The sequence below is a fragment of the Pelosinus sp. sgz500959 genome (assembly GCF_042610375.1).
GTDB lineage: Bacteria > Bacillota > Negativicutes > DSM-13327 > DSM-13327 > CTSoil-075.
Map to the genome: position 1 here is coordinate 55,791 of NZ_JBGJZL010000008.1, position 13,210 is coordinate 69,000.

The 13,210-nt window shown below is 37.5% G+C and carries 16 protein-coding genes; all 16 read right to left on the reverse strand.

What is annotated here, in order from left to right; genetic code table 11:
- Positions 1 to 7: 7 nt before the first annotated feature.
- Positions 8 to 367 carry a YraN family protein gene (locus ACAN52_RS13555; protein WP_378955640.1) on the reverse strand — a complete coding sequence of 120 codons (360 nt, stop codon included), beginning with the start codon at positions 365 to 367 and terminating at the stop codon, positions 8 to 10.
- A 53-nt stretch (positions 368 to 420) separates the two neighbouring features.
- Positions 421 to 723, reverse strand: a complete 303-nt coding sequence (locus tag ACAN52_RS13560) for an EscU/YscU/HrcU family type III secretion system export apparatus switch protein (protein WP_378955436.1) — start codon at positions 721 to 723, stop codon at positions 421 to 423.
- Positions 716 to 1,489, reverse strand: a complete 774-nt coding sequence (locus tag ACAN52_RS13565) for a ribonuclease HII (RefSeq protein ID WP_378955641.1) — start codon at positions 1,487 to 1,489, stop codon at positions 716 to 718. Before ACAN52_RS13565 ends, ACAN52_RS13560 begins: the two co-directional genes overlap by 8 nt.
- A gap of 169 nt (positions 1,490 to 1,658) precedes the next feature.
- A complete protein-coding gene (gene ylqF / locus ACAN52_RS13570; RefSeq protein WP_378955437.1) occupies positions 1,659 to 2,546 on the reverse strand; it encodes a ribosome biogenesis GTPase YlqF in 888 nt (295 codons plus the stop codon).
- A 131-nt stretch (positions 2,547 to 2,677) separates the two neighbouring features.
- Positions 2,678 to 3,205, reverse strand: coding sequence for a signal peptidase I (lepB, locus tag ACAN52_RS13575; protein ID WP_378955438.1), 528 nt, complete (start codon positions 3,203 to 3,205; stop codon positions 2,678 to 2,680).
- A 135-nt stretch (positions 3,206 to 3,340) separates the two neighbouring features.
- Entirely contained in the window at positions 3,341 to 3,682 is a 342-nt protein-coding gene (rplS, locus tag ACAN52_RS13580; RefSeq protein WP_378955439.1) for a 50S ribosomal protein L19, read from the reverse strand.
- Between the two features lie 123 nt (positions 3,683 to 3,805).
- A complete protein-coding gene (locus ACAN52_RS13585) occupies positions 3,806 to 4,378 on the reverse strand; it encodes an RNA methyltransferase (protein ID WP_378955440.1) in 573 nt (190 codons plus the stop codon).
- Between the two features lies 1 nt (position 4,379).
- A complete protein-coding gene (gene trmD, locus ACAN52_RS13590) occupies positions 4,380 to 5,126 on the reverse strand; it encodes a tRNA (guanosine(37)-N1)-methyltransferase TrmD (protein WP_378955441.1) in 747 nt (248 codons plus the stop codon).
- A 2-nt stretch (positions 5,127 to 5,128) separates the two neighbouring features.
- The gene (rimM, locus tag ACAN52_RS13595) at positions 5,129 to 5,662 is read right to left on the reverse strand and encodes a ribosome maturation factor RimM (protein WP_378955442.1); all 534 of its coding nucleotides are present in this window, start codon (positions 5,660 to 5,662) and stop codon (positions 5,129 to 5,131) included.
- Positions 5,634 to 6,041, reverse strand: coding sequence for a YlqD family protein (locus tag ACAN52_RS13600; RefSeq protein WP_378955443.1), 408 nt, complete (start codon positions 6,039 to 6,041; stop codon positions 5,634 to 5,636). The genes rimM and ACAN52_RS13600 overlap by 29 nt, the downstream gene beginning before the upstream one ends.
- 123 nt (positions 6,042 to 6,164) lie before the next feature.
- Entirely contained in the window at positions 6,165 to 6,392 is a 228-nt protein-coding gene (locus ACAN52_RS13605; protein WP_378955444.1) for a KH domain-containing protein, read from the reverse strand.
- A gap of 5 nt (positions 6,393 to 6,397) precedes the next feature.
- Entirely contained in the window at positions 6,398 to 6,679 is a 282-nt protein-coding gene (gene rpsP / locus ACAN52_RS13610; RefSeq protein WP_378955445.1) for a 30S ribosomal protein S16, read from the reverse strand.
- Positions 6,680 to 6,715: 36 nt separating this feature from the next.
- Entirely contained in the window at positions 6,716 to 8,062 is a 1,347-nt protein-coding gene (ffh, locus tag ACAN52_RS13615; protein WP_378955447.1) for a signal recognition particle protein, read from the reverse strand.
- Position 8,063: 1 nt separating this feature from the next.
- Entirely contained in the window at positions 8,064 to 8,423 is a 360-nt protein-coding gene (gene ylxM, locus ACAN52_RS13620) for a YlxM family DNA-binding protein (RefSeq protein WP_378955448.1), read from the reverse strand.
- A gap of 142 nt (positions 8,424 to 8,565) precedes the next feature.
- Complete coding sequence (gene ftsY, locus ACAN52_RS13625; RefSeq protein WP_378955449.1) at positions 8,566 to 9,483, reverse strand: signal recognition particle-docking protein FtsY; 918 nt, start codon at positions 9,481 to 9,483, stop codon at positions 8,566 to 8,568.
- Between the two features lie 29 nt (positions 9,484 to 9,512).
- Positions 9,513 to 13,064 (reverse strand): chromosome segregation protein SMC, encoded by a 3,552-nt coding sequence (gene smc, locus ACAN52_RS13630; RefSeq protein WP_378955450.1) that lies wholly within the window; start codon positions 13,062 to 13,064, stop codon positions 9,513 to 9,515.
- Between the last annotated feature and the right edge of the window lie 146 nt (positions 13,065 to 13,210).

The following is a 13,210-nucleotide window of genomic DNA, read 5'->3' on the forward strand; positions in this document are numbered from 1 at the left end:
ACCTACCTTATGCTCGAAATGCATCTATAATATGATTATATTTTATCATAGTTCGATCTGATAAAAATACTTCGATTACATCAAAACGACAATAAAGCTGAGTCTGATCTGTATAGCTAAGATAATACATCGCCGTATTCATTATTTTTTGTTGTTTCCGGTAAGTAACAGCTTCTGCAGGGAAGCCACAACGAGTGCTCCGTCTGGTTTTCACTTCTACAAATACGACTGTATCTTTAAGCTTTGCAATAATATCAATCTCACCTATTTTAGTTCGATATTTTCGTGTTAAAACTTCATAACCAGACTGATGTAGATAATCAGCAGCAGCCTGTTCGCCAAGATTTCCTACCTCGATGTTATTCATCATAAAACACCTCAGTATACTATTTCCAATAACTACTAATGTCATTCTATTACTTAGAGACGATCACTATTTCTTTTGCCTATTTTTTGATCAACTTGATAGACATAGGCTAAAATTTCAGCAACGGCTTGATATAATGCTGGGGGAATCTCCCTGTCAAGTTCGACCGCCATTAGCATACTGACCAATGTTTTATTTTGATATACAGGAATGGAATTTTGCGTAGCAGTGGCTAATATCTTTTCAGCAATAAACCCTGATCCCTTTGCAATGACTTTCGGTGCCGTACTATTTTGTTGTTGGTAACGTAAGGCTACAGCCTGTTGCTTTGGTTTTTCAGTTTCATTTTTACTCATGATTAGTTGTTTTCCATGATTTAATAGGCTCAAAACTTTTTCGATGGATTGGGCACGGACCATATTGTTGTAATGCTCTCATATGCTCTGCCGTACCGTATCCTTTGTGTTTGGCGAAACCGTATTGTGGATATTCCTCATCAAGTTTTAGCATGAGGCGATCTCGTTCGACTTTAGCAATAATTGATGCAGCCCCGATAGAAGCGCTGATTGCATCACCACCAATCAAAGATACAGAAGGCATTGCTAAATCAGGTAAGGGCACCGCATCGATTAAAACCGCATGAGGCTGAGGTGAAAACTGTCCAATGGTGCGATACATTCCTAGTATCGTGGCTTGATAAATATTCACATGGTCGATAGTCTCAATATCAATAACTGTAGATTGCACATCGATCGCTACCTCTTTGATTACATCATAAAGCTCTTCTCTTTGCTTAGCTGATAATTTCTTAGAGTCATTAATGAGAGGGAGATGAAATCCTAACGGCAAAATAACAGCACCGACAACGACCGGTCCAGCAAGCGGTCCGCGACCTGCTTCATCTACACCAGCAATTAGATCATAGCCACAGTTTTTTAATAAACGTTCTTGTTCATAGAGTCCTTGTATACGTTCTTTCTCCAATAAAAGTTTTTCTTGTCTCTGTTCCCATTTCATAAGCAAACGACTGACAGAAATACGTGAATCTTGTTTAAGATCATTGATTATATCAATTGACACATCATTACTTCCTAATAATTGAGTAATTTGTGTGACTGTCATGCTCTTACTGCCCAAAAATATCCCTCCTAATCGACTATCTTAAAGTACATATAACATATTTATTATGTATAGTTGAAAATTCTATAATCTATCATATATATTCTTGATTCATAAGACAATCCCTGTTTTAAAGAAAAAAATAAAGGATAGCAAGTGCTACCCTTTATTCCTATTTTTCTGTATCCACTAATACGCGGATCTCTCCTGGACGATCTAATGTAAATCGTCCTAATTTCGTATCACGGAATTCTTTAAGAATCAACCGTCTAGCTTTTTCATAATCAATGATGCCTCCGCTGCGTAAGCAACCGCGGCGTTTTCCAATTAATTCTAAAATTTCAGTTGGATCCTCGGGAAGTGGTGCTGTTAAATTGTAACGTTCAATCAGCCTCTCAGGATATTGCTCACTCAGTAAAGTAAGCATGCGCACTGCGACTTTTTCAAGATCGTAAATATCTTCCTTAATGGCTCCTGTAATAGCCAGCCTAAAGCCAACTTCAACGTCTTCAAATTTTGGCCATAAAACACCCGGTGTATCAAGAAGTTCTAAATTTCGACCAATTTTAATCCACTGTTTTCCCCGCGTAACTCCTGGCTTATCAGCAACACGTGCCACATTCACACCATTTAAATTATTAATTAAGGAAGATTTACCAACATTAGGAATACCTAAGATCATAGCTCGAACAGCACGTGCATTAACGCCTTTAGATACGAGTTTAGTTGCTTTCTGATACCCAAGTTGCTCGACTTGACTGACCAACGCTTTTGTCCCTGAACCAGTCATCGCATCCAAGGCCACAACCTGATGCCCTTGAGTACTAAAATGCTTAATCCATTTTTTTGTCCACTCTGGGTCTGCAAGGTCGGCTTTATTAAGGGCGACAACACGCGGTTTACCTTCTAATAGTTCATTCATCACGGGATTGGCACTACTGTAAGGAATACGAGCATCCAGCAGTTCGATGACTACATCCACCAATTTTAAATTGGCGCGCATCATACGCAAAGCTTTTGTCATATGCCCTGGAAACCAATTAATATTTAAATTATCCATTATTATCACTCTCTAAAATGCTATTTTTACCACTACGCTAGTTTATACCATGTTCAGTAGCAAGGAACAAAGGACACAAAGGAGTATCATAGATTCCTTTGTGTCCCACACCATCCTATCTCTATTCTAACCTACGGAAGGGTTTTTATGTTGTCTATTGGCCAAAAAATCATTACGGCTTTGCCTTTGACTAGTTCTAGAGGCACAAATCCAACATCCCGAAAACGACTATCTTCTGAGTTATTGCGATTATCCCCCATTGCGAAAATATGACCTTCGGGCACAGTTGATAGCGGATAAGAACCACGTGTTTTTTCTAGAATATAAGTTTCATTTAACAACTGGTCATTTACAAATACACGGCCATCTTTTATCTCAATGGTATCACCAGCTACAGCAATAACCCGTTTAATAAAGTCCCGACTCGGATCTTTAGGATAACGGAATACGAGTACATCGCCTCTTTCGGGAGCTTTAAAGCGATAAATAAATTTATTCACCACTAAACGCTCACTAGTGACCAGCGTTGGACGCATGGACGGTCCTTCAACCATATATAATTCAACAATAAAGTATCTAATAAAAAAGGCTAACACAACAGCAATGAGGATAGAAACGACCCAATCTTTAATTTCTTCGCCCAAATTAGTGTCACTCATTGTTACATACCTCCTCTGTAAACAAAGAAAACTTGGCTTACGCCAAGCCTCAATTGCCTTTGCTCGAAATCAAAAAAATCTTGTATTTTTTGATTTTGTGAAAAAAAGGGACTGAAAACAGTCCCTAAATAACTTCTAGCGTCTTTCTCTAATACGAGCTGCTTTACCTTTAAGTTTGCGTAAGTAGTAAAGTTTAGCACGACGTACAATACCTTTACGTACAACTTCAATTTTATCCAGACGTGGGGAATGTACTGGGAAAGTACGTTCTACACCAACATTGTAAGAAACGCGTCTAACTGTAAAAGTTTCACGTATCCCACCGTTGCTTCTGCCAATCACTACACCTTCAAATAACTGGATACGCTCGCGAGTACCCTCCACAACTTTAACATGAACCCGTACAGTATCTCCTGATTTAAATGATGGAATATCCTGACGTAATTGTTCTTGTTCTAATGCTTGAATAATATTCACAACTATTTCCTCCTTATCCTAGACGTTCATGTCAATTTCGATTGTACAGTGGACCGTCCGTTACACCTTAAAAATTATATCATAACTTAATTGCAAATTCAATAGATAGGGACTATTTTTTTCTTATACCCACCATTTTTCTCCAAGAAGGCGATCCAAAATAATGGCTACCGCTGCTCGTACAGGTAGATGATTATAATCACCAGGACCATAAATAGGTTCTAAGATATAATCAAATTCTGCCATAACAGAATTCTCAATTCCCCAACCTGTACCAAACAAAATCAAATAAGGTTTACCAGTCTCTTCGATCTGTTCACGCATATTTTTGTAAGATATACTGTTAGGAAATTTGCGGGCATCAGTGGTAATAATGATGGGACGAGTCCCTTCCCTCTGCGTAATATACTCCACCGCACTTTGAATATCTGACTTAATATCAAGCACACTAAAAGCTTCTAAACGGTCAGGGTTATATTGACCGCCATAGCCGTGCTGCCAGTAATCCATGATTTCTTGGGCTAACCGCGTTTGGCTTTCAAGAGGATGGATAATAAAATATTTTTTTAAATCATAGGTACGTGAAGTACGGGCAATATCATGAATGTCAAAATTAGTAATGGCCGTTGTAATGATTTCTTCATTCTTGTTATAGATGGGGTAATGTACTAAGCCGAGGTAAATTGGTAATGCCATACTAACCTCCAGTCTGCTCAGCGATGATTTCTGCTAATAGTTTCTTATCATCTAAACTCAATTCTCTATTTTTTAATAAATCAGGTCGCCGTTCAAGAGTGTTTTTGAGTGATTGCTTATGCCGCCAACGATTAATTTTAGCATGGTCACCAGATAAAACAATCTCTGGTACTTCCATACCTTGAAATTCACGAGGGCGAGTGTATTGTGGATATTCTAATAAGCCATTATAAAATGAGTCCTGGGGAGCTGAACTGCTTGAACCAAGAACACCAGGCAACATTCTAGCAACAGCATCAGTGATGACCATTGCCGGCAATTCTCCACCAGTCAAAACATAATCACCAATTGAAATGCTTTCATCAACTAAATGTAATCGAACTCGTTCATCAATACCTTCATAATGTCCACATAACAAAATAAGCTGATCATACTCTGCTAATTCTTTGACCTTATCTTGGTCAAGAGGAGAACCGCCTGGACACATTAAAATAATGCGCCGATTGGTGATTTGACTCGATTCAACGATACTTTCTACAGCTCTAAAGATAGGCTCTGGTTTCATCACCATACCTGCTCCACCACTGAAAGGAGTATCATCCACTGTATGATGTTTATCAAAGGTAAAATCCCGAGGATTCACCACATTAATATGTAAAATTTCTGCCTCTTGCGCCCGTTTCAGAATGCTATGACCAAAAGGACCAGCAAACATATCAGGAAATAAGGAAACAATATCAATTCGCATGCTTATTCCCATTCTTCCTGCAATTTTACAATCATTTTGCCAGCTGCAATATCAATTTGTAAAACAACGCTTTTAAGCCCTGGAATGAGTAAAGGTTGTTTATTTTGTTGTTCAACAATATAAACATCATTACTGCCAGTTTGCAAGATATCAGAAATTTTTCCTAGGAATTCGTCTTGCTCATTATACACAGAGAGACCAATGATATCAAAAACATGATAATGACCTTCAGGTAATGGCATCAAATCCTTACGTTCAATTTCGATCATTTTATGACGTAACTGCTCAACCATATTTCGATTATCAAGTCCAGAGAACTTCAATAATACAAACTGTCGATGATAACGTACACTTTCAACTTGCAAATTTGTACCATCATCAAGATGTGCGACTTTTAGTGTTTTAAAACGTTCAGGAAAATCCGTCAGCGGCATGACGCGCACTTCACCCCGTACCCCTTGTGGAGCAAGGATTTGTCCAATTTTAATCATCGTATCAGACATAATCTTAGTTTCTAAAGGCGATAATTTTGCCATCTTCTAGCAAAATCTCAGCACTCATAAAATCGTGTAAATTATCTCCAACTTTCAAGGTCACAATTTGTTCCAAGTTTCCTTGAGAAATTTCTGCACCAATTTCCAATTGTTCTGTTTCTTTTAGTTTTGCTACTAATTGATTTTTATAGTCAAAACGTTTTTGGTTTTCAACTTCAATATGTTGGCGTAGTGCTGGAAGCCCTTCAGCGTCAAGTTCAGCTTGCTCATCCATCATACGTTTTGCATGAAATGATAATTGTTGTAATTCCATTTCAACTTTATTTAAGCCATCTTGAAGATCAGCAATTAGTTTTTGTTTCAAATCCTCAGTTACTTTAGATTTAATCATAATGGGGCACTTTAAAGTAATTGTATCCATATTATCTTCCTACCTTTCAATATTGTTGGAAAAGGTTCATCTGCAAGGTTACCCGCTATGAGCAACCTGCATTTGAACCTTTTCTAATAGTATCTATGATTTTGTCGTGTTTCATACACCAGACTAAATAATTTCCACCATTACTTTTTTGTTTTCACGAATGGCTGCCGCTTTGACAACAGTACGCATAGCTTTCGCAATACGCCCTTGTTTGCCAATCACTTTACCCATATCTTCTTGCGAGACGTGAAGACTGTAAATAGTGGTCGCAGCATCACAAACTTCTGTGACCCGCACTTCATCTTGGTTTTTCACTAACGCTTTGGCAATAACTCCAACTAATTCTTTCACAGTTATTACGCCTCTTTCTTAGTACGCTTTAGTTCATCCCATTTTTTCATGATACCAGTTTTGCTGAAAAGAGATTTTACAGTATCGGTTGGTTGTGCACCATTTTGCATCCAACTAATAGCTTTATCTTCATCAATTTTAATAATTGCTGGTTCTACAGTGGAATCATAATGTCCCAAAGTTTCGATAGAACGTCCGTCACGAGGAGCACGAGAATCAGCTACAACGATACGATAGAAAGGATGTTTTTTCGCACCCATACGTGTTAAACGAATTTTTACTGCCACAAGAATCACCTCCTTCATAGAATATCTTATTTAAATTTACATAAATGGCATTTTGAAACCACCAAAAGATTTTTTACCATTTTTTTGCATATCTTGGAATTTTTTCATCATTTTTTTAGCTTCTACAAATTGCTTTAATAATTTATTTACATCTTGCACACGAGTACCACTACCAAGAGCAATCCGTTTACGTCGGCTGCCATTAATAATTGATGCATCGCGACGTTCTTTTTTTGTCATGGAGCGAATAATAGCTTCGGTGCGAGTTAATTCTTTTTCATCGATTTTTACATCTTGTAATTTTTTCAAATTACCCATACCTGGGATCATACCAAGGATTTGATCGAGAGGGCCTAATTTGCGCACTTGTTGCAATTGCTCCAGGAAATCATCCAAGTTAAAATCATCTTTACGGAATTTCTTTTCCATTTCTTTGGCTTGTTCCAAATCAATGGTAGCGCTAGCTTTCTCAATCAAGCTCATGACATCGCCCATTCCTAGAATACGAGATGCCATACGATCAGGATGGAATGGCTCGAGAGCATCAAGTTTTTCGCCCATCCCAGCAAATTTTATTGGACAACCAGTCACTGCTTTAATGGATAAAGCTGCACCACCGCGAGCATCACCATCAAGTTTTGTGAGAATAACACCATCAAGACCAAGATCCTGGTTAAAGGATTCAGCAACACCAACAGCATCTTGTCCAGTCATTGCATCAACGACTAAAAGGATTTCATGTGGTTTTGCAATTTTCTTAATTAATTTTAATTCTTCCATCAACTCTTCATTGATGTGCAGACGACCAGCAGTATCAATAATCACTGTATCTCTCGTATGAGATAGAGCATACTCAATCGCTTTTTGTGCAATGAGTACAGCATCTTTACATTCTTCCATTGCGAAAACAGGAATATCCAGTTGTCCGCCAAGAACTTGCAATTGCTTAATCGCAGCAGGACGATATATGTCAGCAGCCACTAATAATGGACGCTTACTTTGTTTTTTCAATAAATGTGCTAATTTACCTGCCGTCGTTGTTTTACCAGCTCCTTGAAGCCCAACTAACATGATGACTGTTGGTGGTCTTGAAGAAACAGTCAGACGACTTTGTGTTCCACCCATTAGATTTGTCAATTCATCATTGACGATTTTGATAACAAATTGAGCTGGCGTAAGGCTTCCCATAACTTCTTGCCCAACGGCTTGTTCTTTAATTTTGGCGATAAAATCTTTAACAACTTTAAAATTAACATCGGCTTCAAGTAAAGCCATCCGAACTTCCCGCATCGCCTCATTAACATCAGCTTCTGCTAGTTTGCCCTTACCACGCAATTTTTTAAAAGTTTGTTGAAACTTATCGGCTAAACCCTCAAAAACCATATTACACCTCTTTTGAATAGTCTAACAAGCAATTTAGTTCTTTTACCGCTGAATCTAGTTCAGGTATGTACCGTATGCTGTCTGGTAATTTCTCAATCAAATTGTATATATGTTGTAGAGTTTGTTGTTCACGTTGGTAACGTTCAACAAACTTAAGTTTTTCTTCATAATCCATCAGTATTTGCTCTGCACGTTTTAATAAGTCATGAACAGCTTGACGTGATACGCCAAGTTCATCAGCAATTTCAGCCAATGAAAAATCTTTCAAACAATGCATTTCAAGAGCAAATTGTTGTTTCTCAGTTAAAAGTGAGCCATAAAAATCGAACAGTATGACAATACGCAAGACTTTCTCTAACATGGTTACCACCTTTGCACTGGGAAGAGTTCTATGTTTCAAATAGTTTCACTGTAGGGCATAGAACTTCTACGACCCTGTAACAAGCGACACAATTACTTTACTAACATAGTATAACCTTAATACAAAAGGTTGTCAAGTATTTTTACTTGTCACCAAATAATGCTTGTACAAAGTCTTGTGGAACAAAAGGACGTAAGTCACTTGCTGATTCCCCTACACCAATCCATTTGACAGGTAAGTTCAGCTCGGCTTTAATGGCGATGACCACTCCGCCTTTGGCTGTACCATCAAGTTTTGTTAATACAATACCTGATAAATCAGCAGCTTGACCAAAAACCTTGGCTTGATTTACAGCATTTTGCCCAGTTGTGGCATCAAGTACCAAAAAGGTCTCATGAGGTGCATCAGGGATTTCACGGCTGATGACACGACTTATTTTTTTCAATTCTTCCATTAAGTTGGATTTAGTATGCAATCGTCCTGCCGTATCAACAATGAGTAAGTCCACTTTTTTTGCTTTGGCTGACTGCACTGCATCAAAGGCGACGGCTGCTGGGTCAGATCCTTCACTATGTTTAATGACTTCAGTGCCTGTTCGTTCACCCCAAATTTCTAGTTGGTCAATAGCTGCTGCACGAAAGGTATCCGCTGCTGCCAACATCACTTTTAAGCCCTGTTCTTTATAATATTGCGCAAGCTTTCCAATAGTGGTCGTTTTACCTACGCCATTCACTCCAACCACCACAATGACAGTTGGCCCGCTTGTTGCCATTTTAGTTTCAGCGACAGAATCAGCAAGCATATCACTGATTTTAGTTTGTAAAAAAGGTTTTAAATCTTCAGGACTATTTATTTCTTTATTTTTAATGCCCTTTCTAATATCAGCCATTAATTTTGTCGTTGTTTGTATCCCTACATCTGCTGATAATAAAACAGCTTCTAGGTCATCGAGAAATTCATCGTCAATGGTGGCATACCCTATCACCAATTTCTCAATTTTTTCTGTGAAACTTTTCCTTGTTTTTTCTAATCCTGCTTTTAGTTTATCAAAAAATCCCATACTCTATTACCTCCATTTATCTATTTATATTATCCAGTTTTGTCCATTAACTTGACTGAAATTAAACGCGAGACTCCTGATTGTTCCATGGTAACTCCATACATTACCGTCGCAACTTCCATTGTCCCCTTACGATGGGTCACTACAATAAATTGAGTATGCTTGGAATAATCCTCTAAAAATTGACTCAAGCGTTCTACATTAGCTTCATCCAAGGATGCATCAATTTCATCAACTACAATAAAAGGGGTTGGACGATAGGTCAGAAATGCAAATAATAAAGCGATAACAGTTAGTGTTCGCTCCCCACCTGATAATAATACCAGATTTTGCAGTTTTTTGCCTGGTGGCTGTACAATAATTTCAATCCCTGTATTGAGCATATTATCAGGATCAATCAATTTAAGTTCAGCACTGCCTCCGCCAAATAATCGAATGAATATATCACTAAAATATTCATTAATTTTTGTAAACGACTCTATAAATTTTTCCGACATGGTCTTATCAATGTCACTAATAATAGACGCCAAATATTCTTTCGCTGATACTAAATCCTGATATTGTTTTTGTAAAAAATCATAGCGCGTTTGCAAATGGGTAAACTCATCAAGAGCTGCATGATTGACTGGACCTAATGCCAAGATTTCCTTTTCTAAGTCCTTGGCCAATTTGCTAATATTGCCGATGTGGTCAGTAAGACAAATTTTCTTGGCTTCCTCTATGGTCAAAGTGAATTGCTGTTCGAGTTTTTCTCGTGAATTACTGACTTCATAGGTATATTTTGTTGCTAATAACTCACTCTCATGCAAACGAGTTTGCAAATCATGTGATTTACGCCGTAGTTCTTTTATTTCTTTCTCTAACTGTTGTAACGTGGATAAAATCCGTAATTTCGTCTCATATTGAGCTTTATGTTGCTCTTCATCTTTGATTTTTTGTTCAGATAAGGTTGCTTGTTCAATGCCCATCTTAGCTAAATCTTGATCTGCTTGCAATGCTTGTGTCGATAGCTCATTGCTTTCAGCTTCCAACTGATCAAGTTGTCGTTTTAAAGTTTGTTTTGATTGTTCATATTGTTGGCAATTAGCAACAATTGCTGTGATCTTCTGTTGGATCTCTGTTAATTCAATCTTAAGATCCGTTACTTTTTTCTGCAATTCATCCTTCGCATTTTGCAGTTCTTGATGTTTTTGTTGTCCAACAGTTAACTCTTCTTGATGAGCATGATCCCGTTTCTCCAATGTAGCAATTGTCACATGAGTTTGAGTTAACGACTCTTTTAGTTGTTTTTCTTCCTCTAGACAGGTTACTTTTTCAGAATGTATATTTTCAATTCCTATGGTAAGCCGTTTAATATCAAGTTGGATTTTTTCAGCATGTACAGCAATTTCGGCTTGCCGGACTTCTGTTTGTTGACGTTTACGCTGAAGATTAAGGATTTCTTGCTCAATTTCCGAAATTTCTTTTTGAATGGATTCTACCTGTTGTTGCACTGCTACTAAGTTAACTTTCCCTTCATCTAAATTTTGTGTAATGGCCGTGATGGCATTGTTACGACTTATAAAACTACTATCCCGTTTATTCGTACTGCCACCTGTCATCGACCCACCTGGATTTAAGAGTTCGCCTTCTAAAGTCACTATTTTTACAGAGTAGCCTTGTTCTTTTGCAATTTTGAGCCCACTATCAATATGATCGACAATAATTGTGCGCCCTAATAAAGATTCAATGATAGGACGATAACGCGGTTCGCAACTGACGAGGTTCGCAGCAAATCCTAAAGAACCTGGTGCATTGGCTGCCGCTTTTTCCCCATCTCGTGGTTTAAAAGGCTTAATTGTATCAAGAGGGAGAAATGTTGCCCGTCCTAAGTTTTTAGTTTTTAAAAAATACATCGCCTGTTTAGCAATTTCTGCATTTTCCGTAATAATATGTTGCACAGCACCACCTAAAGCAATCTCAATCGCTGTTACATACTGATCTGGTACTGTTAGAATTTGCGCTACAGCACCACAAATACCTGAATGCCAACTTGCATCACTTTTTAAAACACTTTTAATACCACGGGCAAAACCCTCATATTCATTTTGCATATTTGATAGTATTTTAAATCGTGAATTTAATTCATTCACTTGAATCAGCAGTTGTTTTTCTTTTTGGGCTATTTGCTGTAGATGTTGTCCTTTAATTTGTTTGTTTTTTTCAATTGATTCCTGCTCTTTATGTAACTCAACTAAGTTTATTTTTACAGCTTGTTGCTCAGAAAGAATTGTATTCGCTGCAGTTGTCATATGATTTAATTGTTCTTGATGGTCTTGATACTCTTGTTCAAAATCTTGTTGCCGAGTTTGTATTCTAATCAAATCTCGCTCAATCGTAGTCACTTTATTACGCTCAGCAACAATTTCATGTAAATAATTAAAGGTTTTTTCTTTATCTGTTTCTAACTGTTGCTGAACCTGTTGAATTTCTGTTGTTATTTGATTATAAGATGAATTTTGATCATCTAGATCTTGGCTCAACTGTTTAGCAAGAGTTTGCTGACTGGTCAATACATCATGAGCACCACGTATTTTTTCTGTAATTTCATTCGTTTGTTCTTCAATACGCCTTTGTTCATCCGTAATTCGATCTTTGCTACGTTGACTATGAATCATTCGCTCTTTAATGACTGCAATTTTACCACGAACTCGTTCTAACTCATGATCAGCTTGATTCATGGAATTTGCATAAAAGGCAAGCTTCTCATCAGCCTCAATAAGCTTTGTTGTTCCTTGAATTTTTTCAGTTTCTTTTAAATTAATCTCAGTGCTAATAGCCACATCTTGTTCGGTTAGATGATTCTTCTGTAAGGTCGCACTTTCTACCATTTTTTCTGATTTTTCTAGGATATTGACAAGAAGTGTGACTTGACAACTTCTTAATTCAGATTGTATTTTATTATATTTTTTAGTGCGTTCTGCACTCTCTGCTAAGGGAACAAGCTGAATGGCTAGTTCATTTGTTATATCTGACACCCTAATCAGATTTTGAGTTGTGTCGTCTAATTTACGCATTGCATCTTTTTTACGTTGTTTATACTTTGTGATGCCAGCTGTTTCTTCAAATAATAAACGACGATCTTCTGGTTTACTATTTAATATTTCATCTACTTTATTTTGTCCAATAACACTCATTGCATCGCGTCCAAGCCCTGTATCGGCCAATAATTCATAAATATCTTTTAAACGGCATAGCCCTTTATTGATAAAATACTCACTATCTCCAGAACGAAAGACCCGACGGGTAATAATCACTTCACTAAATTCGATCGGCAATGTACCGTCACTATTATCAAAAGTTAAGGATACTTCAGCAATTCCAAGAGGACGACGACCAGAGCTACCTGCAAAGATCACATCTTCCATTCTAGTACCCCGCAAAGTACGAATACTTTGTTCACCCAGCACCCAACGAATGGCATCGGAAATATTACTTTTTCCACTGCCATTGGGTCCGACAACAACAGTGATGCCAGGTCCAAATTCAATTTCTGTTTTATCAGCAAAAGATTTAAAGCCATAAGCTTCAAGTCTGCGCAATAGCAAATTAACTCACCACACATATTATTATAATTTTTATAGTTGCTTAACCTTTAAATTTTACCATGTACCTGCCATTTACACAATAAGCTAATAGGTTATGAGTTCGGTGCAAAAAACCTGTTTGCATCGCAAACAGGTTTCTT